This is a genomic window from Streptomyces sp. CNS606, from assembly GCF_000426325.1.
The window spans coordinates 417,417-438,810 of record NZ_KE384521.1; the positions used below are offsets into that span (position 1 = coordinate 417,417).

A 21,394-nucleotide genomic window follows, 5' to 3' on the forward strand; every position below is an offset into this window, starting at 1 on the left:
CCTGCCGCGTCTCAGCCCTCGAGCAGCCGCTGACCCACGTACTCGCCCGGCGCCGGCCCGCCCGGCACGGCGAACAGACCGCTCGCCTCATGCCGGAGGAACCGGGACAGCGCGTCCCCGCTGTCCAGCTTCCGCTGCACCGGCACGAAGCCGGTCAGCGGGTCAGCCTGCCAGGCCACGAAGAGCAGCCCGGCGTCCGGCGCACCGTCCTCGCGCAGCCCGTCGTGGTAGGAGAAGGGGCGCCGCAGCATCGCCGCCCCGCCGTTGGTCTCCGGCGCGGCCACCCGTACGTGGGCGTCGGCGGCGATCGCGGGCCTGCCGGAGGAGTCGCGGGCCTCCAGGTCCACCGCGGTGTCCTCGGTGGCGTCCGGGCCGCCGGAGAGCGGGGCGCCGTCGGACTTGCGGCGGCCGATCACCTGCTCCTGCTCCTGCAGCGGTGTGCCGTCCCAGTCGTCCAGCAGCATGCGGATGCGGCGCACGACCGCGTACGAACCGCCCGCCATCCAGTCCGGCTCGCCGCCGCGCGGGACGAAGATCCGGTCCGCGAAGTCGTCGTCGGCGGGCTCGGGGTTGTTGGTGCCGTCGACCTGGCCCATCAGGTTGCGGGGCGTCATGGGCCGGGCGGTGGCGCCGGGGGTGCGGTTGAAGCCGGCCATCTCCCAGCGGGGCCGGGCCGCCTCACCGGCCTCGGCGCGGAGCACGCGCAGCGCGTGGAGGGTGACCAGCGGGTCGTCCGCGCCGATCTGCACCCACAGATCGCCGTCGGACCGGTCCGGGTCGAGCGCGTCCGCGGTGAAACGGGGCAGCGGGCGCAGCGCGTCCGGCATCCGGTCGGTGAGACCCGTGCGGACGAAGAGGCTGCGGCCGAAGCCGAAGGTGACGGTGAGCGAGCACGGTCCGGCGTCCAGCGCGATCCCGGACGCCGGGCCGTCCGCCGGGCTGTCGGTGCCGACGGCGTCCATCAGCCGTTCGGCGGTGTCCGACCAGCGGCGCAGCAGCGCGGCGGCCTCCGCCCGTCCCGCGGTGGGGGCGAGGTCGAAGGCGACGAGGCGGCCGTGCGCCTGGAGCGGCGTGGTGATGCCGCACTGGTGGGTGCCGCGGAAGGCCACCCGGCCGGTGCCGACGCTGTTCAGCGCGGTGGGTGGGGTGTCCGAGGTGGCGGCGTGAGCGAGGGCGCCGGTGGTGCCGCCGAGGGCGAGGCCGGTGGCCCCGGCGGCTCCGGCCGCGCCGAGCATGCGGCGGCGGGAGAGCGCGGGCGCGGCCCTCGTGGCGGGGGCCGGTGCGGAGGCCGGTGCGGAGGCGGTGGGCTGGGCTTTCTTGGGCATGGATGCGGTGCCTGTCGTGGGTCAGCCGATGCGGACGGTACGGGTCTCGGTGATCTGGTCGATGTCGGAGGTCCGGACGGTGAGGGCCAGCTCCCAGGCGCCGGGGACGGGAAGCCGGAGGCCGGTCGTGCGCCAGCGGCCCGGGCGGTCCTCGCGCGGGGCGACGCGCAGCGGGCCGATGTCCTGGGCGGGGAGCGTGAACGATACCCGCACCTCCGGGACGTCCAGCGGCTTCCCGGACGGGTCGGTGAGTCGCAGGTCGAGCGTGTTGCGGCCGGTGCCGCCGGGGTCGAGGGTCACCTTCGCCTTCCCCTTCCCCTGCGGGCCCCCGGTGTCGAAGGGCACGGTCAGCTCGCGCGGCCCGGCCGGTGCGGTCGCCGGGGGCCCGGCGCCGGTGTCCGCCGCCTGCGCGGTGCGGGCGGGCTCGGTGCCGGTGAGCAGAGTGGTGGCGGCCAGCACGGCGACCGCGAGGCCGGTCTCGACCAGCACCGTGCGGCGCAGGCCGCGCCGGTCCGGGTCCGCGTCGCGCGCGCGGCGGCGCCGCGCCGCCTCCACGGCCGCGCGCTGCCGGGCGAGTTGCGCCGCCCGCGCGGGGTCGGCGGGGGCCTGGTGCGGTGGGGTCACCGCCTCCCCGGGCGGGTGTGCCGAGCCGGTGTCCGGTGCGGCAGCCGGTGCCCCGGGGGGCGGCGCGGTGGCGGGCGCCGCCCCCGACGTGCCTGCCGGGGCGGGGTGCACGGCGCGGTTCGCGCCGGTCCGCGCCGCTGGCGACACCGACGGGTCCGGCTGGGCGCGGTGGCTACCGGCCGCCGGTGCCGGTGCCGTCGTGCGGTCCGGTGCCGTCAGGCGGGTGACCCAGCGGCGGGAGCCGTATGCCGCGACGAGGAGGAGCGCGATGAGGGCGAGCTTGAGCAGGAGCAGGCGCCCGTAGTCGGTGCCGGTCAGGGCGGACCAGGAGCCGACCTGGCGCCACGACTGGTACGTCCCGGTGAGCGCCAGCACCACGACGGAGGCCGGTGCGATGCGGGAGAAGCGGCGTGCGGCGGTCGCGGGGACGGCGCCGGTGCCGGAGCGGAGGGCGACGGCGAGCGTGGCGAGGCCGCCGAGCCAGGCCGCGGCGGCGAGCAGGTGGACGACGTCCACGGGCATGGCGACGGCCGTCTGGATGCCGCTGGAGGCGTGCTCGGAGGCCGCCCAGGTGACGGCCAGGCCGGTGGAGACCACACCGCCGCCGAGGCTCAGGCCGATCATCAGGTCCCGTCGCCGCGCCGGGTCGTCGTCGTTCCCGCGGTCGCCGTCGGCGGCCGTCCGGGCGTACGTGCCGAACAGCACGGCGGTGAACAGGGCGGCCGCGGCGAGCAGCAGCAGCCGGGAGACCAGCGCGGTGCCGGTCCCGGTGCCGACGACGTCCGCGAGCCCGCCGAGGTCGAAGGCGTCGGCGAGCCGGCCGGAGCCGGTGTACGGCGTGCGCAGCAGCAGCATGGCCAGGGTGGCGGCGGTCACGGCGGCCCAGCCGCCGGTGACCAGGCGCTGCACGGCACGCACCCGCGTTCCCTGCGGCCAGCAGACGAGGACGAATCCGGCGCCGCCGACGAGCAGCAGGAGCCCGGCGTAGGCGACGTAGCGGGCGAGGTCGTAGAGGACGCCGACCGCGCCGCCGCCCGCCTCCTGGTCGGGGAGGGCGACGGTGGTCTTCGAGGGGGCGCCGACGGAGAAGGTGAAGGCACCGGAGATGGGGTGGCTGTCGGCGGAGACGACCTGCCAGGCGACGGTGTAGGTGCCGTCGGCCAGGCCGTCGCGCAGCGGGGTGGCGTACCGGGCCTCGCCGCCGGACGCGCCGCTGCGCTCGCGCGTCTCGCCGGTGTCGGCGCGGCCGCCGTCGGGGGCGAGGACGCGTACCGAGTCGTCGGAGAGCTGGACGGCTTCGGAGAAGGTGAGGACGACGTCCTCGGGCTGCGCGTCCACCACCGCCCCGGCCGCGGGGGTGCTGCCGGTGAGGACGGCGTGCGCGGCTGCGGGCGGCGCGGCGCCGAGCAGGTACGCGCAGAGCGTCGCGAGGACGGCGAGCACGCCGAGCGTGCCGTGCGTCGCGGTGCGGCGGCGCCGGCCGCGGTGGGCGGTGGTGGACGGCATGGTCACGACCTGTCTCAGTGGTGGTCCTCGTGTCCGCCGTCGTCCTCGTGGCTGCCGGAGTCGCCGGATTCACCGGGGTCTGCGGCGGACGGATCGTGGTGGGTGGCCTTGACGGGGACCTCGACGGCGACCGGGTCGTGGTGCGCGAAGTGCAGCTTGATCCGCACCGTGTCGCCCTCGGCGGGCTTCCGGTCCAGGTCGCGGAACATCAGGTGATTGCCGCCGCGGCGCAGTTCGAGCTTCCCGTCGGCGGGCACGGGCAGCGAGTCGACCCGCTGCATCTGCCCTTCGACGGTCCGGTGCATGTCGACCGACTCGGCCAGGCCGCTGGTGACCCCGGTCAGCCGGTCGTCCTTCGCGCCGTGGTTCCGGACGACGAAGTAGCCGCCTGCCATGTCGGTCATGAGCGGCGCCGGCATGTACGCGCCGGTGACCCGGAGGCCCTGCTCGTGCCGGGCGTCGTCCCCGTGTGCCGCCTGCGCCGACGTGCCGGTGGAGCAGGCGCCGAGGGCGAGGGCGCCGGTCAGCGCGAGGGACGCGGCGGCGGCCGTACGGCGGTGGTGGCGGTGCGGGTCGCGGGCGCGGGTCGCGTTCACGGCGTCTCCCCCTTGATGATCTTCGGCAGTTCCTTCCCGAGGATCTGCGGGGTGGCCGAGCCCTCGGTGTACAGCACGTGGCCCTTGTCGTCCTTCGGCGAGAAGGCGAGGACCTGGCCGCCGTGGGTGGAGACGACGTCGCCGTTCTTCTTCTCGTAGGACTCCTCGACGTGGACGCCGACGCCGCGGGCGGCGGCCTGGATGGTGTCGAAGTCGCCGGTCAGCCCGACGAAGGACGGATCGTGCATGCCCAGCCAGGCGTCGAGGCGCTTCGGGGTGTCGCGTTCGGGGTCGGTGGTGACGAAGACGACGCGCAGCTTCCGCTGCTGCTCCTCGCTGAGCCTGGCCTTGGCCACGGCGATGTTGCTCATCGTCAGCGGACACACGTCGGGGCAGTTGGTGTAGCCGAAGAAGAGGAGCGTCGGGGCGCCCTTCGTCTCCTCGATCAGGTCGAACTCCTCGCCCTCGTCGCTGGTGAGGGTGAGGTCGGGCTTCGGGAAGGGCGTGTCGAGGGTGACGCCGCCGCGCGCCTGGTCGGCACCCTCGACGGAGGCGACGTCGGACGTGCCGCCGGTCGAGGTGTCGCCGCCGCAGGCGGTCAGGGCGAGGGCCGCCGTCAGGACGACGGCGGCCGCGCTCAGTACTCGGGTGGTGCGCATGACTCGGTCTTACCTGGCTTCCTTCTCTGGGTCAGGCGCCGCGACGGCGGCCGGCGAGGATGCCGAACGCGACTCCGGCGATGCCGACGACGATGCCGGCGACGGCGAGGACGCGGGCGGTGGTGTCGGTGCCGCCGGAGGTGTCGGCGGCGGTCTCCTCCGTGCCGTCGGCCCCGGCCTTCGGGGCGTCCGCGTCGGCGGCCTCGTCGGCGCCGCCGTGGCTGTGGCCGGCCTCGTCGGCGGGTGCGAGCTGGAGGACGGGGGCGGGGTGCTCCGGCTCGTCGGCGCCCTCCCCGGGCACCTCGATCCAGCGCACGACCTCGCCGCCCTCGTAGGCCTGCAGGGCCTTGAAGGCGAGCTGGTCGGCGTCCTGAGGCAACCGGCCCATGGAGACGGGGAACTGCTGGAAGCGGCCCGGCTCGATCTCGCCGCCGCTCCAGGTGATCTTGGTGACGGCTTCGGTGATCTGCTTGCCGTGCTGCTCGATCGGCTCGTCCAACTCGGACTTGGTGACTTCGACGTCCCAGCCGGGCACGGCCTGCGGCTGCACGGACGTCAGCGGGTGCTCCGGCGGCAGGCTGACCTCGAGCTTGACGGTGCCGGCGTCGTCCCGCTCGTTGGGGACCTTGAAGTTGACGACGCTGTAGCCGCCCTGCTCGGCCTGGTCGGGGTCGACGGTGACGTGCGCGGCGGCCGGGCCGGCGCAGAGCAGTACGGCGGCGGCCGTGAGGGCGCCGGTGGCGGCGGCGCGGCGGCCGAGGAGGGCGGGGAAGCGACTGGCGTTCGGGGCAGTGGTCATGACGGGCGTTCTTTCCTCTCGCGAAGGAGCCCACTCCCGGGCACGCGGGGCGTGGCCGGATACGGTCCGGCGCATCGGAGGCGCGGACCGGCGCGCGAAGGCGCTGGGGGCGGGGAAGGGGGTCGGCAGCGTGCGACACCGCCTTCGGACCGCCGGGCGCGTCGGTGCGCGGGCGCGTCCGGTTGCGCCGGAGCGCGCAGCTGCGCGCGGGCGCCCCCGTCCGGGGTGCGGGTGTCAGGCCGCCAGGTGCAGGTCGTCCTTCGCCCGCGGCGGGCCGCGCCGGGTCACGGCCCCGGTCAGCGGCGCGGTCGGCCCGTCGGGCGTCCGGTCCCGGTCGGCGCGGCGTACGGCGTCCGGGCCGTGGCCGCCGTCGGCGGTCAGGCCGCGGCGCAGCGCGCCCAGCAGCCGTACGGCCGCGCGCAGCGCCCGTACGGTCAGCAGCTCCTCCGCCGCGCGGGCGGTGGTGGCGGACAGGCGCACCAGCCGCCACAGGGCGGCTTCGCCGCGGCGCAGCAGCCAGCCGAGCGCGACGGCGGCGAGGAGGTGGCCGAGCAGCATGGGGAGGGACAGCTGGGCGAGCGCCGCGTCCAGGGCGTTCGGTACGGCGTCCGCGGCGCCCGCGTGCGGGTGGGCTCCGCCTGCCCCTGGCGCGGCGGGCCCGCTGGGGAGCCCGGCGTCGGCGACGATCCGCCGCGCCTCGTCCTCGCTGAGGGCCTGTCCGCCGTCGCCGCAGAGCAGCGTGCGGGCCAGCGCGGTCACACCGTGGTCGTCCGGCCGGGCGGGCGGGGCCGAGGCCGGGGTGTGCCCGGCGGAGAAGAGGACGTGCAGCACGACCTGCCCCGCGGCGAGCGCGGCGGCGATGCCGGGCAGCGCACGCTCCCGCCCGGCGAGCGGTGCGGCGGCGGCGAGGACGACGGCGCAGCCGGCGCCGAGCGTCCACAGTGGCACGGGGGTACCGGCGGCCGCGGAGTGTCCGGCGGCGGACAGCAGCACGCAGACCGCGGTGAACACCGCGGCCCGCAGCAGTCTGAGATCCGCACCGGCAGTCATGGCGGCGTCATCATCTCACCGGCTCCTCCTCCCGCCCCCGGCAGGGCCCGGGAGCGGTGCGCGCGGCGGGGAACGTGCGCCGAGCCGCGGGGGCGTGTGCGGGTGGCCGTACACCGGGCGGGGGGCCGGGCGCGTCCGCCGATCGGGGGGTACCGCAGGGTCGGGGCTTATCCGGCGACCCCCTTGGCAATAGGTACGGGTATGGCCGGACGGACCCTCGTGGTCCGACGTCGAGCCGCGGCCTGGAGGCTGAGCATGAGCATCTGGTGGTCTCTGCACCTGCGTCGCGAGGCGGCCACGGTGCCCCTCGCCCGGCGGATGCTGCTCGGCGCGATGGACTCGGCCGGGGTGGACCCGGAGATCTCGTACGACCTCGCGGTCGCTCTGTCGGAGGCCTGTGCCAACGCCGTGGAGCACGGCAGCGGCGGCGCGGACGGGTACCGGGTGACGGCGTGCATCGACGGCGACACCTGCCACATCGAGGTGACGGACGGCGGCCCGGGTTTCCCCGCGGCGAGCGCCGGCCGTCCGGTCGCGCCCCCGCCGCCCGGAGCGGCGGCCGCGGACGCCGAGGACGGGCGCGGCCTGTACCTGATCGAGACGCTCGCGGACCACGTCCGCTTCGCCAACAGGCCGCAGCAGGGCGGGGCCGTGGTGAGCTTCGACAAGATCCTCAAGTGGCGCGACGACGCCCTGGTCCGCGCCGGCTGAGACGCGCCGCAGCCCCTCGTGCCGGCCCGTGGGGTGGGGCCTGACTGCTCCACGTCTCCGAGAACACCCTGCGCGACCGAGTGAACCTCCGATATAGTCAACCTGGTTGACCAAATGGAGGGGGAGCTGCGCGGCCGTGGTCGAAGGGCGGAGGAGGGCGGGTGCCGGGCGCGTCGCGCGGGACCACCCGCCCGAGGCGCTCCGGCACCCGTCGCGCCGCCGCTGCCGTGCTGCACGGCGTTGGCACAGGCCTCCGACAGAGCGACCGACCGGGAGGCGACTCCGTCACCCGGGCCCACGGCTGAAGAGAGGAACCGACCACGATGTTCGTTCACCATGACGTCGCGTCCGCCCCGGAGGGGGCACGCCCGCACCTCGAGAGCACGGCCCGGGGCTTCGGCTTCGTCCCCGCGCCGGTCGCGATGATGGCCGAGTCGCCGGAACTGCTCGAAGGGTTCCTGACCGGCAACAAGCTGTTCGACACGACGTCGCTCACCCCGCTCGAACGCGAGGTGCTGATCCTCACGATGGCCGGCTCGGTGGAATGCCACTACTGCGTGGCGATGCACTCCGCGATGCTCACCCGGTCGGGCACGGACGTCTCCCTCGTCGACGCGCTGCGGGAACGCCGGCCACTGGAGGACGCGCGGCTCGAGGCACTCCGCGTCTTCACCCTCGCCGTCATGGCCGGCTGCGGCAGCGTCCGGCCGGACCTCATGCAGGGCTTCCTGGATGCCGGGTACACGCGCCGGAACGCCCTGGAGGTCGTGCTCGGCCTGGGCGTCTACACCCTCTCGACCTACGCGAACCGCATGACGGAGGCGCCGGTCGACGAGCCCTTCCGGGCCTTCGCCTGGCACCCGCAGCACTGAGGCCGGCCCGCGACCGGCGCAGAGGTCACGCGCCCAGCCAGTCCCCGATCCCGTCGAGGCCGCCGTGTCCGCCGTGTCCGCCGTGTTTGCCCAGCCGGGCCAGGGCGTCCTCCATCCCGTCCATCTCGCCCGGTCCCACCACCGCGGCCCACTCGTCGCGGAGACGGTTGAGGATGTCGCCGGAGAGGGCCAGTGCTTCCACGCCCCGGGCCGTCAGGGCGACCGCGCGCTGGCGCTGGTCGCGCGGGTCCGGTCTGCGTTCGGCGTAGCCCAGCCGTTCGAGCGCGGTGACGGTCTTGCTGGCGGCCTGCTTCGAGACGCCGAGCCGCCGGGCGAGGTCGGAGACGCCGCCGCCCCTGCTGATCATCTGCATCGCCATGCCGTGGGCGGGGCGCAGGTCTTCGTGGCCGGCCTCGGCGAGCCGCACGTGCAGTTCGTCGATGAGGGCGCGGAACGCCGACAGGAGGAGGAAGGGAAGCGCGTTTCCGGGGCGGGCGGAAGGGGGCATGGCGGACCAGGGACTCCGGCGGTGTGCGGCGACGCTGCGGGCGCGTCGTGACGGGTGCGGCCGCCGCACGACGACGCGGGGGACGCGACGGTACGGGTGCCGCGCGTCCAGCGTAGACGTCCGGAGGTCCGTGGGGCCCGCCCCCGTCGGCAGGGGCCGGGTCAGCCCAGCTGGTCGCGGAGGAAGTCCGCCGACTGCTCCGGGGTGTACGCCTGCGCCTGCAGCCGCGTCATGATCATCGAGTACTGGTCGATCTCCGCCTGCCGGTCCAGGTAGACCGCGCTGGTCAAGTGCTCCAGGTACACCTTGTCCGGCAGCGTCGGCTCGTGGAAGCGCAGGATGGTGATCGGGGAGCCCGCTGCCGCGGCGCTCACCTCGAACGGCGCGATCTGGAGGGTGACGTGCGGCAGTTCGCCGACCTCCAGCAGGTGTTCGAGCTGGGCGCGCATGACGGCTTGGCCGCCGAACGGACGGCGCAGGACGGCCTCGTCGACCACGGCCCACAGCTTCGGTCCGCCTGCGCGGTGCAGCAGCAGCTGGCGGCGCATCCGCAGGTCGACCAGCCGGTCGATCTTGCGCGGGGAGGCGTTCGGGTAGCCGAGCCGGCTGACGGCGTACGCGTACGCCTCGGTCTGGAGCAGGCCGGGCAGGAACTGCACCTCGTAGGTGCGGATGAGGGACGCGGCCTCCTCGAGACCGATGTGGAGCTCGAACCACTCCTCCAGCACGTCGCTGTACTGGTGCCACCAGCCGGGCGCGTTGGCCTTGCGGGCGAGCTCGAAGTACTCGGTGCGCGTGTCCTCGTCGAGCACGTGGTAGAGGGTGAGGAGGTCGGCCAGGTCGCGGTGCTTGGAGGCGACCTGGCCGCGTTCCAGCCGACTGATCTTGGCGTGCGAGCCGCGGATGTGCCTGCCGGCGTCCTCACGGGTGATGTCGAGGTCCTGACGGAGCCTGCGCAGCCGCGCGCCGAGCAGAATGCGCAGAGCGGTGGGACCGACCTCGTCCTGCGGGGGAAGGTCGCCTCCGGACGGTGCGCCGATCGGCCGCGGCATCGCGGACATGTCCAACTCCCCAGGTGTGGCCGGTGGATAGCACAGTGTCGCACCTGTGGGGGTGTCAGGTACAGCTTTCCGGACGGGTTCGTCCGTTTCAGCCGAGGGCGCCCTCGGTGACCATTCCGTCGAACTCGCCGTCCTTGATGTCTCCCAGCAGCGCGGCGATCTCCTCGCGGCTGTGAACCAGCGCGGGCCCGGACGGGAAGCGGGAGTTGCGGACGGCGACCCGGCCGCCGGGGAGGGCCGCGAGTTCGACGCAGTTGCCGCCGGGGGCGCTCCGTCCGCTCTTGCGCCACACGGCTCCGGCGATCCGGTCCGCGCGGACTCCGTTGTCGATCTGCATCCCGACGTCTCCTTCGCAGAGGGGGCCGGCGTACGGCGTCCGTACGTCCGTGCTGCAACTGCGGCTGCAAGTGCAGGTGTTCTTACCGATGTGCGCACAACTGTAATTGCATTCGTGCTTGCACGGCCAGAGTTCGGAGGCAGAGACCTGTACTGATCGTTCAACGTCCCTTTCCGGCAGAGAAGTTGACGTTGCAGAATGACCGGAAGCCGCGCGGTCCGGGGGACTACGATTCCGCGCATCGGACGGTGACCACGGCGACCTGACAGGGGCACACATGGGCGGCAACCTCGACCACGAACCGGCGGCCGGGCCTGCCGCGGAAGAACGCGACCTGGGGCTGGACACGCACCACTCCGCGCGGATCTACGACTACTTCCTCGGCGGCAAGACCAACTACCCGCCGGACCGCGAGGTCGGGGAGAAGCTGCTCGCCGCCTTCCCGGGCTTCCGTACCGCGGCGCGCACCAACCGCGCCTTCATGCACCGGGCCGCCCGCCACCTCGCCGAGCGGGGCATCCGCCAGTTCCTCGACATCGGCACCGGCATCCCCACCAGCCCCAACCTGCACGAGGTGGTGCAGGCTGTCGCCCCCGACAGCAGGGTGGTCTACGCGGACAACGACCCGATCGTCCTGGCGCACGCGCGGGCCCTGCTCACCAGCGCCCCCGAGGGCCGCACCGCGTATGTCGACGCGGACATCATGAAGCCGCGCGACATCCTGGACTCGCCGCAGCTCCGCGAGACCCTCGACATGGCGCAGCCGGTGGCGCTGAGCCTGGTCGGCCTCTTCCACTACCTCACCGACGACCAGCAGCCCTACGACCTGGTGCGCGCGCTGGTGGACGAGCTCGCCCCCGGCTCGTACCTGGTCTTCTCCCACTGCACGCCGGACTTCGCGCCGGAGGAGTGGAAGAGCGCCATCCAGGTCTACAAGGCGGACGGCGGCAACGCGCAGGTGCGCAGCCGCGCCGAGATCGAGCGGTTCTTCGACGGCCTGGAGCTGGTCGAGCCGGGCGTGGAGGTGCCGCACCGCTGGCACCCGGACGCGGACACCGAGCGCCTGGTGGACATCGGCAGCCTGGACGACGCGGCCGTCAGCCTGTGGGCCGGGGTGGCGCTCAAGCACTGACCCGCGCGCCGCACCCCGCGCCCGCGCCGCACCGTCAGCCCTGCGTGGCCGTCGCGTCCGCCGGCTCGGTCTTCACCGGAGCGGCGCCGGCGGGCTCGGTGGGGCCGGGCTTCCCGCTGCCGGGCTTCCCGCCGCCGGTCAGACGGCGGGCCAGCGGCTCCGTCCAGCGTGCGGCGAGCGGGCCGATGACGACCAGCAGCAGCACGTACGCCGTGGCCAGCGGACCGATCCGCGGCTCCACGCTCACCGCCAGTCCGGCGATGACGATGGAGAACTCGCCGCGGGCCACCAGGGTGCCGCCCGCACGCCAGCGACCGGCCGTCTTGATGTTCGCGCGCCGGGCGGCGTACCAGCCGGTGGCGATCTTGGTGCAGGCGGTCACCACGGCCAGGACCAGCGCGGGCAGCAGCACGCCCGGGATCTTGGACGGGTCGGTGTGGAGGCCGAAGAAGACGAAGAAGACGGCGGCGAACAGGTCGCGCAGCGGGGTGAGGAGGTTGTGCGCGCCCTCCGCCACCTCGCCGGACAGCGCGATGCCGACGAGGAAGGCACCGACCGCGGCCGAGACCTGGAGCTCCTGCGCGACGCCCGCGACCAGGAGCGTCAGCCCGAGCACGACGAGGAGCAGCATCTCCGGGTTGTCGGAGGAGACGGCCTTGCTGATGTGGCGGCCGTGCCGCAGCGCCAGGTAGAGGACCGCGCCGACGGTGCCCAGCGAGATGAGCAGGGTGATGCTGCCGCCGGCCAGACTGACACCGGCCAGCAGGGCGGTCAGGATCGGCAGGTAGACCGCCATGGCCAGGTCCTCGATGACGAGCACGCCGAGGACGACCGGGGTCTCGCGGTTGCCGAGACGTCCGAGGTCGCCGAGCACCTTGGCGATCACGCCGGAGGAGGAGATCCAGGTGACGCCGGCCAGGGCGACGGCGGCCACCGGGCCCCAGCCGAGAATCAGCGCGGCCGCGGCTCCGGGCAGCGCGTTGAGCACGAAGTCGACGACGCCGGACGGATACTGCGTGCGCAGGTTGGTGACCAGCTCGCTGGCCGTGTACTCCAGCCCGAGCAGGAGCAGGAGCAGGATGACGCCGATCTCGGCGCCGGTCGCGACGAACTCCTCGCTGGCGCCGAGGGGCAGTACACCGCCGTGGCCGAAGGCCAGGCCGGCCAGCAGGTAGAGCGGGATCGGCGAGAAGCCGATGCGACCCGCGAGCCGGCCGAGGATGCCCAGGCCGAGGATGATGGCGCCCAGTTCGATGAGCATGGCGGTGGTGTCGTGCACGGGCGGGTCATCCTCCGGCGATCAGTTCGGCGACGGCGTCGACGCCTTCGCGGGTGCCGACGACGACGAGGACGTCGCCGGCGGCGAAACGGAAGTCGGGGGTGGGCGAGGGCTCTGCGGCGGTCCGGCGCAGCACGGCGACGATGGACGCGCCGGTCCGGGAGCGGACCTGGGTGTCCCCGAGCGTGCGGCCGCTGTACGGCGACCGGTTGGTCACCTCGATGTGTTCGGTGACCAGGTCGAGCTCGAGATGCTGGTGGATGTGGGCGACGGGGTCGGGGACGAGCAGCTGGGCGAGCGCGGTGGCCTCGTTGGGTTCGAGCGGCGCCGCGTCCTTGCAGGCGTCGTCGTCCTCCGGGTCGTGGAAGGCCAGGATGCGGCGGCCGTCCTGATGGGCGACGACGGACAGGTGGTGTCCGGCGTCGGTGTTCAGGTCGTACCGGGCGCCGACCCCGGGGAGAACGGTCTTGCGGGAGTGGGCGGTGGGCTCCATGGGCGGGCTCCAGGTGACGGTGTGCCGGTCGTGGCGCGGCACCGGCGCCCGTGCGGTACGGACCGGTGGCCGCGGTGGACGAGTATGACGCCGCCCGGGTCGGGACACGAGGCGGTGGTGCGTTCCCCTTCACGGGCCGCCTGAGGGTGACTTTTGACCAACACATTACCCGACGGCATTGTTCCCATAAGGCATCTTTTACGGATGCGGTGGGGCGAAAGTCCGTCCGGGCGGGCCGAAGTTGGCTGTAGGAGGCACGCAGAAAGCGGAACAGCCGCCCGTCCCACCGGGCCGGTGGGACGGGCGGCTGCCGCATCTGCTCCCGAGGCGGGGTCAGCTCTTCAGGCGGGCCATCCACTCCTCGACGTCGCCGCTGGTGCGCGGCAGCCCGGCCGACAGGTTCCGGTTGCCGTCCTCGGTCACCAGGAGGTCGTCCTCGATGCGGACCCCGATGCCGCGGTACTCCTCCGGCACCGTCAGGTCGTCCGGCTGGAAGTACAGGCCCGGCTCGACGGTCAGGCACATGCCCGGCTCCAGCGTGCCCTCCGCGTACGCCTCGCGACGGGCGGCTGCGCAGTCGTGGACGTCCATGCCCAGCATGTGACCCGTGCCGTGCAGCGTCCAGCGGCGCTGGAGCCCGAGCTCCAGCACCTTGCCGACCGGGCCCTCCAGCAGGCCCCACTCGACGAGGCGGGTCGCCAGCACGCGCTGTGCGGCCTCGTGGAAGTCGAGGTACTTCGCACCCGGCTTCACCGCGGCGATACCGGCCTCCTGGGCCTCGTACACCGCGTCGTAGATCTTCCGCTGGAGGTCGCTGAAACGGCCGTCGACCGGCAGCGTGCGGGTCACGTCGGCGGTGTAGTAGGTGTGCGTCTCCACGCCGGCGTCCAGCAGCAGCAGGTCCCCGGAGCGGACGGGGCCGTCGTTGCGCACCCAGTGCAGGGTGGTCGCGTGCGGGCCGGAGGCGCAGATCGAGCCGTAGCCGACGTCGTTGCCCTCGACGCGGGCGCGGAGGAAGAACGTGCCCTCGATGTAGCGCTCGGAGGTCGCCTCGGCGCGGTCCAGGACCTTCACCACGTCCTCGAAGCCGCGGACCGTGGAGTCCACCGCCTTCTGCAGCTCGCCGACCTCGAAGTCGTCCTTGACCAGGCGGGCCTCGGACAGATAGGTGCGCAGCTCGTCGTCGCGCTCCCTGGTCACCTTGTCGGTGAGCGCCGCCTCGACGGCCGCGTCGTGTCCGCGCACCACGCGGACCGGGCCGGTGGCTTCGCGCAGTTCCTCGGCGACCTTGCGGACGTCCTTGCAGGGCAGGCCGTACAGCCGCTCGCTCTCGGTGAGGCTGTTGCGCCGGCCGACCCACAGCTCGCCCTGGCCGCCGAGCCAGAACTCGCCGTTGTCCCGGTCGGAGCGGGGGAGCAGGTAGAGCGCGGCGTCGTGGCCGCCGGACGCCTTCGGCTCCATGACCAGCACGCCGTCCTCGGTCTGGTTGCCGGTCAGCCAGGCGTACTCGACGGAGGCGCGGAAGGGGTAGTCGGTGTCGTTGGAGCGGACCTTGAGGTTGCCCGCGGGGACCACCAGCCGCTCGCCGGGGAAACGCTCCGACAGCGCGGCGCGGCGGGCGGCGGTCCGCCCTGCCTGCGGGACCGGGGAGAGGTCGGTGCGCTCGGTGTCGGCCCAGCCGGTGCGCATGTTCTCGGCGAGCTCGTCGGAGACGCCCGGGTACAGGCCGTTCTTCCGCTGCTTGACCGGCTGCTCCTCGGCCGTCTGCTCGTCGGTGGTGTGCTCGTCGGCCGTGTGCTCCTCGGCGGCTGCCACGTCGCTCCTCCTCGTGCGGGTGTCCGGACCGTCCTCCATCGTATGGCGGCCGCCCGCGCCGTACAGGGGCAAAAGCCTGTGACGTTTCTGTCAGCGGGGCCGGCGGGGGCACGCGGCGGGCGGGCGGCGGGCGGGCGGCAGCGGCCCGGCGCCGCGGGGACGGGACGGCCGGTGGAATGTCCGCCCAGGTCAGAAGCGTGCCACGAGCAGGACGACGTCCTCCGGATCGTCCAGACGGTCCCGGCCGTCGGGCAGCATCGTGTGCAGCACGTGGTCGGCGAGCAGCTCGGGGTCGTCGCGGACGCCGGCCGGCGCCGCGGACACCACCGCGTGCAGCCGCGCGTACGCCCGGTCGGTGGACTCGCCGGTCCGCCGCAGCAGGCCGTCGCTGTAGAGCAGCAGCGTCTCCCCGCCGCGAACCGTCAGCTCCACGCTCGGCGCCTCCCAGCAGGCCAGCATGCCGAGCGGGGCGGAGAGGGAGGTCTCCACCCACTCCGTGCGGTCCGGGCCGACGATCAGCGGCGGGCAGTGCCCGGCACCTGCGAGAACGATTCTGCGCGCGGCGGGCTCGGCGTAGGCGAACAGCGCGGTGGCCGTACGTGCCGGCTCGGTGAGGCGGAGCAGCAGCTCCAGGTCGGAGAGGACGGCGACCGGGTCCTCGCCCTCCATCACCGCGTACGCGCGCAGCGAGGCGCGCAGCCGTCCCATCGCCGCCATCGCACCCGGTCCGGCGCCCGTGACGCCGCCGACGGCGAGGCCGAGGGCTCCCTCGGGCAGCGGCAACGCGTCGTACCAGTCGCCGCCGCCGCGCGGCCCGGTCCGGTGCCGCACCGCCATCCGTACGCCGGGCACCCGGGGGAGCCGGCTGGGCAGCAGCTCCTCGCGGACGGTCGCGACCTCCTCCCGGGCACGGGCCAGCTCCAGCCTGCGGGCCAGGTGCTCGGTGGCGCAGCGCGCGTAGAGCTCCAGCAGGTGGCGCTGGCGGCGGGTGGGCTCGGCCGGCTCGTCGTACAGCCAGACGGCCACGCCCAGCCGGGTGCCGTCGTGCGTGTTCAGGGGGAGCGCGTAGCTGGCGCCGAAGCCGAGGCGGGCCGCGACCTCGCGGTGCCGTGGGTCGAGGGTCTCGTCGCCGGGGATGTCGGGGTGCACGATGCCGAGGTCGGCCTGCGGCTCCGGCTCGACGTCGTCCGCAGCGCCGGCCTCGCCGGTGGCGGGTGCCCCGGGAGCGGTGGGGGTGTCGTGGCCGGTGGGGGTGTCCGGCCCGTGGCCGCCCAGGTCCGCGGTGGTACGGGTACCGGGCCGGCCCTCGACGGCGAGGCCGGTCGGCAGGTCGTTCGGGCTGCTGTGGGTGCTGCCGTGGGGGATGTCGTTCGCGAGTCCGGTCCGCAGGCCGCCGGGGAGACCGTCCTCCAGGCCGTCGAGCAGCCGGGTGCGGGAGGCCGACGCGCGCGGCACCGTCTCGATCTGGCCGAGATCGGCCGCCGCCAGGCCGAGCCCGACGGTGTGCTCGGTGCCCAGGCCGTCGGCGGGGGCCAGCGTGACCAGGCCGCGGCGGGCGCCCACCAGCGTGGCACCGGCGGCCAGGGTCTCGCGCAGCGCGGCGTCGAGTTCGTCGGTGCGGGCGAGGCGTTCGGTGAGGTCGTGAAGAGTGGTGAGGTCGGAGATCCAGCCGGCCAGGCGGTCCTGGACCGCGGCGAGGCGGTCGACCGGGGAAGTTTGCGAGGGAGGCGAAAGTGTAGAGCTGAAACCGGCCACTTTCGGGAGATGTGGGGTGCTCATGGGTGGTGGCTTTCAGCCGAGTTCACTCTTCTCGATAGCATCGCAAACCCCCATGTCATGGTGCTCCGCTATGAATGCATCCAGATGTACACGCACCGATGTGACGATGTCCAGCATTGTCCCCAGGGGTTCGATGGTGTCCCTGTGACGCCCTCGCTCACAGGGGGCAGGCCGAGATCGTTTCAGATTGGCTGAAAAACCACCCCCGCTCGGAGGTTTTACGGTCGACTGGGCGGAGCAGTACAACCCGGCTCCCGCCGCGGCCCGAAAGAGGCGGCGGAGCGGCCCGGGTGGAGAGTCACCCCGTCCGTTGCGGGTACGGAACTCAAGAGGAAGCCCGCGCGTCCCAGTCCGCGACGGCCGTGCCCCATCGAAGCGGCGGGCAGCCACGATGTGGAGAGCGCCCCGTGCGCGCCACCCCCCGCCAGGTACCACGCTTGTCCGGCGACATGATCCCGTGATCGCCCGAAGCAGCGCTTTCGCCCGTCGTACGCATGCGGGTGTGAAGCGATGCCAGAACCACGCGCCAACGATGGGTTCGACGATCCGAAGTACCGAGAAGATCCGGCGTTAACGGAAAGGAACGAGCGCTCATGCGCGAGATCCTCGGAAGGCGACGCATGACCCGGTCATCGCTGCGGAACGCAGCGCTCACCTGTGCCACCCGCTGGCACTGGCCTGTGCTCCCCGGCGCGTCGATCCGCCTGAACGGCGGACACGGGCCGACGGCCCCCTCGCTCGCGCCCGGCTCCCCCACGCCCGGCTCCCCGGAAACCACTCCCACCGACCTCACGACCGACCTCACGACCGACGTCGCCACCGACGTCACGGCCGACCTCACGGCGGGCTGCTCCTGCGGCGACCCGGAGTGCGTGGTGCCCGGGGCGCATCCCCTCGACCCCGTGCTGCTGGCCGCGACCACCGACGCCCGGATGGTCGACTGGTGGTGGACGCGTCGCCCCGACGCCTCACTGCTGCTCGCCACCGGCGCGGCCACCCGCGCGGGGCGTGCCCCGTGTGCCCTGAGCCTGCCCGCGGCGGCCGCCCGCGTCGCGCTCGCGGAGTTCGACCGGCTCGGCGTCCGCGTCGGACCGGTGATCGCCATGCCCACCCGGTACGCGCTGCTGGTCCGCCCGTACGACCTCGCAGAACTCGGCGAACTCCTCTACGCCCAGGACCGGGTGCCCAGTTCGCTGCGCTTCCACGGCGACGGCGGCTATGCGGCGCTGCCGCCGACACCGGCGGCCACCGGCGGCGTCCACTGGGTGCGACCGCCCGAGGCCGAACCCGTGGCAGCCCTCGCGGAGCCCGGTGCGCGACCCGGTACGGAGCCGGGCACGCCTGGCGGGAAGCCGGACGGCACCGCCCCGTGGCTGCCGCGGATGGAGACCCTGGTCGAGACGCTCGTCGAGGCGAGCACCGAGACGCCGGACACCGGCAGCCGACTGGCGTACTGAGGATCGGGCCCGTGTGCCGCGTACCGGCGGGGGCCGCGGGCCGCCGCCGGCGCTCGGCGTGCGGGGGCGGCACGTCCGGCGGCGTCGGACCGGAGGACGGCCGTGCGCTGTACGGATGCCGGGCGTCGCGGTGTACGGGTGCCGGGCGTCCGGCGCGGAAGCGCTTACGTGACGCGGACATCAAAGAGCCCGGTCGCTGGCGACGGGGGATGCACCAGCGACCGGGCACTTAGAACGGTAACAAGAGATCGGCCATACGCAAACTCGCCTCCCCCGGCTCCGCACGGCGAACTACTCGCTGGTACACGGCCGGTGGGCGCGACGGAAGGTCGCCGCACACCCACCGGGTTCGTACGAAACCCGCACGCGGCCGCCACGGAACCGCCACGAGCGGGCGGGCGGATTCCGCTTGGCGGCGTCCTGAGCAGGGAGAGCGGGGCCGACCAGCCGTGCGGCGCTCTCAGCTCAGGGTGACCTGGCGGTTGGTGAGACCGCTCCGCGCCTTGCGCTCCTGCGCGGTCAGCGGCTCCGCCGCCTTGAGCGCCACGGCCAGTCGCTCCGCGAACTCCTCCGCCGGCTTCTCGCAGTCCTCCGCCGTCATCGCGCTCGGCAGGTCCCACACCGGCACGGTCAGCCCGTGCGCCCGGAACGAGCCGACCAGGCGGGTGTCCGCACCCAGCGAGGACGTACCGGCCGCGTGCAGACGCGCCAGCGCGTCGAGCAGCTCCTCCTCCGGGTGCGCCATCACCCAGCGCAGGTGGTTCTTGTCCGGCGTCTCGCACCAGTACGCGCCCTCGACCCCCGAGAGCCGCGCGGTGGGAATGGCCGCGGCGTTGGCACGCTCCAGGGAGGCCGCGACCTCGCCCGTCGCCTTCTCCGCGTCGTCGATCCAGAACTCGAAGCCCATGTGCACCTGCGGCACGAACGGCGCCTCGTCGTCGAGGAGGTCCTGGAGACGCGGCCCGTCGGTCGCCCCCCGCGCCGCACTCACCGGCGTACCCGGGTCCGCCTCCAGCGCCCGCGTCAGCACGTCCGCCAGGTCGCGGCTGAGGTCGCCGGAGGCGGTGTCGTTCTGCAGGCCGAGCAGCACCTCGCCGTCGTCCCGCCGCAGCGCGGGCCAGGCCATCGGCAGCACGGTCGCCAGCCGCACGGCCGGGACGCCCTCCGGCAGCCCGTCCTTGAGGGTCAGCTCCACCGTCGCGGCCGGCACCAGTTCGCGCAGCGCGACCCAGTCCGCCTCGCCGGGCAGCCCTTCGAACGGACGCTGGACCAGTTCCGTCGCGGCCTGCGCGGCGGCGCGGCCGTGGCACGCCTTGTACCGGCGGCCGGAGCCGCACGGGCACGGCTCGCGCGCACCGACGACGGGGATCTCCCCGTTCACGCGCTGCGGTGTGCCGGCTTTCGTCTGGGGGCGGCGCTTCTTGGCCATGGCGTGCGGTACTCCCGGTCTGCGGACGGTCACTCTTCCGCCGCGAGCCTAGCCCCCGCCGCGCCCCAGCCGTACCGCCGGACGGCGTGCGCCCCGGGTTTCGGCCCTCGGGGGCGAGGGCGTCCCTCCCGGGGGAAGGCGCGTGTCACCCGTGGGAGGGACGGCCGTCACGTCGCGCGGCCGGACCGGGCCGAAACCGCACCCGGCAGCGGGCGCCGGGTCCGTGCCGGTCCTCCCGGCGCGCGGCCGGCCGGCGTTGAGCCGTCTCCCGCGCCGGGTTCGCCGTGCCGGGTCCGCCTCACGCCGTGCCGAGGCCGCCCAGCTCTCCGAGTTCCTCGTCCAGGTCCGTGAGATCCAGCCCTGCCAGGGCCCCGCCGAACCCCTCGCCCCCGGCCGAGAGCACCGCCCACACCGTGACCCCCGCAGGCCGCGCGCCCAGCACGCCGTCCGTACGGGGAGCCCGTCTGGCGGCGACGTTCAGGTGCTCGTCGACCCCCCAGTCCCGCGCGAGGGAAGTGATGATCGCCAGCCCTCGCCCGCCGCGTGCCGTGACCGACGGCTTCGACGGCATCGGCCGTGTCGGCCCGCCCCCGTCCGTGACCGCTATGGTCAGCTCACCGCCGGGCGCGCAGCTCCACGCCGCGCGCACGTACTCCTCGGTCTCCTCGGCCCTCCCCGCGCGCAGCGGACGGGCGTGTCTGCACGCGTTGCTGAGAAGTTCGGAAAGGATCAGAACGGCGTCGTCGACCAGACCTTCCGGTGCCCCGTACGCACGCAGTTCGGCGCGCATCTGGCGCCGTGCCGTGCCCACACCGGCCGGACCATGAGGCACGGCCATGGTCGACGACGAAGTAGGCACCTCCTGTGCCACCACCAACGCCACCCCCGAGACCTCCTTTGCCATGCCAGAGGGATGGATGCCCAAGGCCGGGCGGCAGGAAACCGGACGTTCTTCCTCTCTTGACGTTTTCGTGGTGATCCACTACATCCTCAGTGCGCCGGTGCACGCCCCGCCGTACGCAACCCGCTGCGCGCGCCCGGCAGTTGCCCGGGGGCGGGTCACCGGAGCGCGGCGAGCTGCTCCCGTACCTGCTGCGGGCGGTTGGTGATGATCGCGTCCACTCCGAGGCGTGCGCACAGGGCGACGTCCGCGGGCTCGTCCACCGTCCACACGTGTACCTCGTTGCCCGCGAGGTGGGCCCGTTCCACGTACTCGGGGTGCGCGCGCAGGATGCGCACGCTCGGCCCGGCGATCCGCACCCCCGCCGGCAGCCGCCCGTCGCGGAGCCGCGGCAGCAGGAGCTGCATCAGGTAGACGGTGGGCAGTTCCGGCGCGGCCAGCCGCACGCGGTGCAGCGAGCGCGCGGAGAAACTCATCACCCGCACCGGCGAGTCGAGCCGGTACCGGTCGAGAAGATCGAGCAGGCGTTCCTCGACCTGGCCCGCCCAGCGCGTGGGGTGCTTGGTCTCGACCGCGAGCCCCACCGGACGGCCGGCGTCCGCGACCAGTTGCAGCAGGCGCTCCAGCGTCAGCACCGCGGTGCGCTCGGCGCGCGCGTCCGGCCCGCTGTCGGTGTCCGGGGACTCGTACGGGTCGGTGCCCGGCTCCTCCCCCGCCCGCGCACCGCCGTGCCGCAGCTTCCAGGAGCCGAAGTCGAGTTCGGCCAGATCGGCCAGTTCGAGACGGGAGACCGCGCCCCGGCCGTTGGACGTCCGGTTGATGCGCCGGTCGTGCACGCACACCAGGTGGCCGTCCGCGGTGAGCCGCACGTCGCACTCCAGCGCGTCGGCGCCGTCCTCGATGGCCTTCCGGTACGCCGCCAGAGTGTGCTCCGGCGCGTCCTCGGAGGAGCCGCGGTGGGCCACGACGGCGATACGGTCGGCCGTACGTGCGGCCAGGGGCCGCACCGCCCGGCGGATCTCATGCCTCACCGGGATATCGTGCCACCGACCGCGCGCCGT

General features: G+C 74.1%; 20 protein-coding genes. 4 read left to right on the forward strand and 16 right to left on the reverse strand.

The window, feature by feature from the left end:
• Positions 1-11: 11 nt before the first annotated feature.
• From efeB to K304_RS0122565, 6 genes are all read right to left on the reverse strand, one after another.
• Positions 12-1,325, reverse strand: a complete 1,314-nt coding sequence (efeB, locus tag K304_RS0122540; RefSeq protein ID WP_027765564.1) for an iron uptake transporter deferrochelatase/peroxidase subunit — start codon at positions 1,323-1,325, stop codon at positions 12-14.
• A gap of 21 nt (positions 1,326-1,346) precedes the next feature.
• Positions 1,347-3,455, reverse strand: a complete 2,109-nt coding sequence (locus K304_RS0122545; RefSeq protein WP_027765565.1) for a FixH family protein — start codon at positions 3,453-3,455, stop codon at positions 1,347-1,349.
• 14 nt (positions 3,456-3,469) lie between these two features.
• On the reverse strand, positions 3,470-4,051 hold the full coding sequence (locus tag K304_RS30720; protein ID WP_078529545.1) for a copper chaperone PCu(A)C: 582 nt from the start codon (positions 4,049-4,051) through the stop codon (positions 3,470-3,472).
• Complete coding sequence (locus K304_RS0122555; RefSeq protein ID WP_027765566.1) at positions 4,048-4,710, reverse strand: SCO family protein; 663 nt, start codon at positions 4,708-4,710, stop codon at positions 4,048-4,050. The genes K304_RS30720 and K304_RS0122555 overlap by 4 nt, the downstream gene beginning before the upstream one ends.
• Before the next feature lie 31 nt (positions 4,711-4,741).
• Entirely contained in the window at positions 4,742-5,509 is a 768-nt protein-coding gene (locus tag K304_RS30725) for a YcnI family protein (RefSeq protein WP_051308726.1), read from the reverse strand.
• Between the two features lie 234 nt (positions 5,510-5,743).
• Positions 5,744-6,559: a hypothetical protein gene (locus K304_RS0122565; protein ID WP_027765567.1), complete on the reverse strand. Its 816-nt coding sequence runs from the start codon at positions 6,557-6,559 to the stop codon at positions 5,744-5,746.
• A 255-nt stretch (positions 6,560-6,814) separates the two neighbouring features.
• Between K304_RS0122565 and K304_RS0122570 the strand changes: the two genes are divergently transcribed.
• The gene (locus K304_RS0122570) at positions 6,815-7,270 is read left to right on the forward strand and encodes an ATP-binding protein (RefSeq protein ID WP_027765568.1); all 456 of its coding nucleotides are present in this window, start codon (positions 6,815-6,817) and stop codon (positions 7,268-7,270) included.
• Between the two features lie 323 nt (positions 7,271-7,593).
• Positions 7,594-8,142 carry a carboxymuconolactone decarboxylase family protein gene (locus K304_RS0122575; protein WP_027765569.1) on the forward strand — a complete coding sequence of 183 codons (549 nt, stop codon included), beginning with the start codon at positions 7,594-7,596 and terminating at the stop codon, positions 8,140-8,142.
• A 25-nt stretch (positions 8,143-8,167) separates the two neighbouring features.
• Here K304_RS0122575 and K304_RS30730 read toward each other — a convergent pair whose 3' ends face one another.
• The 3 genes from K304_RS30730 to K304_RS0122590 all read right to left on the reverse strand — a co-directional run bounded on the left by K304_RS30730 (position 8,168) and on the right by K304_RS0122590 (position 10,048).
• Entirely contained in the window at positions 8,168-8,650 is a 483-nt protein-coding gene (locus K304_RS30730; RefSeq protein WP_078529547.1) for a MarR family transcriptional regulator, read from the reverse strand.
• Between the two features lie 161 nt (positions 8,651-8,811).
• Positions 8,812-9,711 (reverse strand): Scr1 family TA system antitoxin-like transcriptional regulator, encoded by a 900-nt coding sequence (locus K304_RS0122585; RefSeq protein ID WP_027765570.1) that lies wholly within the window; start codon positions 9,709-9,711, stop codon positions 8,812-8,814.
• An 88-nt stretch (positions 9,712-9,799) separates the two neighbouring features.
• Entirely contained in the window at positions 9,800-10,048 is a 249-nt protein-coding gene (locus K304_RS0122590; protein WP_027765571.1) for a DUF397 domain-containing protein, read from the reverse strand.
• Between the two features lie 277 nt (positions 10,049-10,325).
• On the opposite strand from K304_RS0122590, the gene K304_RS0122595 reads away from it, so the two are divergent.
• Complete coding sequence (locus tag K304_RS0122595) at positions 10,326-11,180, forward strand: SAM-dependent methyltransferase (protein ID WP_027765572.1); 855 nt, start codon at positions 10,326-10,328, stop codon at positions 11,178-11,180.
• Between the two features lie 34 nt (positions 11,181-11,214).
• Here K304_RS0122595 and K304_RS0122600 read toward each other — a convergent pair whose 3' ends face one another.
• From K304_RS0122600 to K304_RS0122615, 4 genes are all read right to left on the reverse strand, one after another.
• Positions 11,215-12,459, reverse strand: coding sequence for a cation:proton antiporter (locus K304_RS0122600; protein ID WP_027765573.1), 1,245 nt, complete (start codon positions 12,457-12,459; stop codon positions 11,215-11,217).
• A 7-nt stretch (positions 12,460-12,466) separates the two neighbouring features.
• Positions 12,467-12,952, reverse strand: coding sequence for a cation:proton antiporter regulatory subunit (locus tag K304_RS0122605; RefSeq protein WP_027765574.1), 486 nt, complete (start codon positions 12,950-12,952; stop codon positions 12,467-12,469).
• A gap of 333 nt (positions 12,953-13,285) precedes the next feature.
• A complete protein-coding gene (locus K304_RS0122610) occupies positions 13,286-14,767 on the reverse strand; it encodes an aminopeptidase P family protein (protein WP_027765575.1) in 1,482 nt (493 codons plus the stop codon).
• Between the two features lie 189 nt (positions 14,768-14,956).
• Complete coding sequence (locus tag K304_RS0122615) at positions 14,957-16,546, reverse strand: PP2C family protein-serine/threonine phosphatase (protein ID WP_027765576.1); 1,590 nt, start codon at positions 16,544-16,546, stop codon at positions 14,957-14,959.
• Positions 16,547-17,139: 593 nt separating this feature from the next.
• Between K304_RS0122615 and K304_RS0122620 the strand changes: the two genes are divergently transcribed.
• Positions 17,140-18,003 (forward strand): bifunctional DNA primase/polymerase, encoded by an 864-nt coding sequence (locus K304_RS0122620; RefSeq protein WP_027765577.1) that lies wholly within the window; start codon positions 17,140-17,142, stop codon positions 18,001-18,003.
• A 460-nt stretch (positions 18,004-18,463) separates the two neighbouring features.
• On the opposite strand, the gene K304_RS0122625 is transcribed toward K304_RS0122620, so the two are convergent.
• The 3 genes from K304_RS0122625 to K304_RS0122635 form a co-directional block, all read right to left on the reverse strand.
• Positions 18,464-19,432 (reverse strand): DUF5926 family protein, encoded by a 969-nt coding sequence (locus K304_RS0122625; protein ID WP_027765578.1) that lies wholly within the window; start codon positions 19,430-19,432, stop codon positions 18,464-18,466.
• A gap of 298 nt (positions 19,433-19,730) precedes the next feature.
• On the reverse strand, positions 19,731-20,315 hold the full coding sequence (locus K304_RS0122630) for an ATP-binding protein (protein ID WP_027765579.1): 585 nt from the start codon (positions 20,313-20,315) through the stop codon (positions 19,731-19,733).
• A 176-nt stretch (positions 20,316-20,491) separates the two neighbouring features.
• The gene (locus K304_RS0122635; RefSeq protein WP_027765580.1) at positions 20,492-21,331 is read right to left on the reverse strand and encodes a glycerophosphodiester phosphodiesterase family protein; all 840 of its coding nucleotides are present in this window, start codon (positions 21,329-21,331) and stop codon (positions 20,492-20,494) included.
• Positions 21,332-21,394: the final 63 nt, after the last annotated feature.

What these genes read in the sequence shown, in the direction of transcription:
- efeB (WP_027765564.1), bottom strand. Translation starts at nt 1,325, where the DNA reads ATGCCCAAGAAAGCCCAGCCCACCGCCTCCGCACCGGCCTCCGCACCG.
- K304_RS0122545 (WP_027765565.1), bottom strand. Translation starts at nt 3,455, where the DNA reads ATGCCGTCCACCACCGCCCACCGCGGCCGGCGCCGCCGCACCGCGACG.
- K304_RS0122555 (WP_027765566.1), bottom strand. Translation starts at nt 4,710, where the DNA reads ATGCGCACCACCCGAGTACTGAGCGCGGCCGCCGTCGTCCTGACGGCG.
- K304_RS30725 (WP_051308726.1), bottom strand. Translation starts at nt 5,509, where the DNA reads ATGACCACTGCCCCGAACGCCAGTCGCTTCCCCGCCCTCCTCGGCCGC.
- K304_RS0122565 (WP_027765567.1), bottom strand. Translation starts at nt 6,559, where the DNA reads ATGACTGCCGGTGCGGATCTCAGACTGCTGCGGGCCGCGGTGTTCACC.
- K304_RS0122570 (WP_027765568.1), top strand. Translation starts at nt 6,815, where the DNA reads ATGAGCATCTGGTGGTCTCTGCACCTGCGTCGCGAGGCGGCCACGGTG.
- K304_RS0122575 (WP_027765569.1), top strand. Translation starts at nt 7,594, where the DNA reads ATGTTCGTTCACCATGACGTCGCGTCCGCCCCGGAGGGGGCACGCCCG.
- K304_RS30730 (WP_078529547.1), bottom strand. Translation starts at nt 8,650, where the DNA reads ATGCCCCCTTCCGCCCGCCCCGGAAACGCGCTTCCCTTCCTCCTCCTG.
- K304_RS0122585 (WP_027765570.1), bottom strand. Translation starts at nt 9,711, where the DNA reads ATGTCCGCGATGCCGCGGCCGATCGGCGCACCGTCCGGAGGCGACCTT.
- K304_RS0122590 (WP_027765571.1), bottom strand. Translation starts at nt 10,048, where the DNA reads ATGCAGATCGACAACGGAGTCCGCGCGGACCGGATCGCCGGAGCCGTG.
- K304_RS0122595 (WP_027765572.1), top strand. Translation starts at nt 10,326, where the DNA reads ATGGGCGGCAACCTCGACCACGAACCGGCGGCCGGGCCTGCCGCGGAA.
- K304_RS0122605 (WP_027765574.1), bottom strand. Translation starts at nt 12,952, where the DNA reads ATGGAGCCCACCGCCCACTCCCGCAAGACCGTTCTCCCCGGGGTCGGC.
- K304_RS0122615 (WP_027765576.1), bottom strand. Translation starts at nt 16,546, where the DNA reads ATGAGCACCCCACATCTCCCGAAAGTGGCCGGTTTCAGCTCTACACTT.
- K304_RS0122620 (WP_027765577.1), top strand. Translation starts at nt 17,140, where the DNA reads ATGCGCGAGATCCTCGGAAGGCGACGCATGACCCGGTCATCGCTGCGG.
- K304_RS0122625 (WP_027765578.1), bottom strand. Translation starts at nt 19,432, where the DNA reads ATGGCCAAGAAGCGCCGCCCCCAGACGAAAGCCGGCACACCGCAGCGC.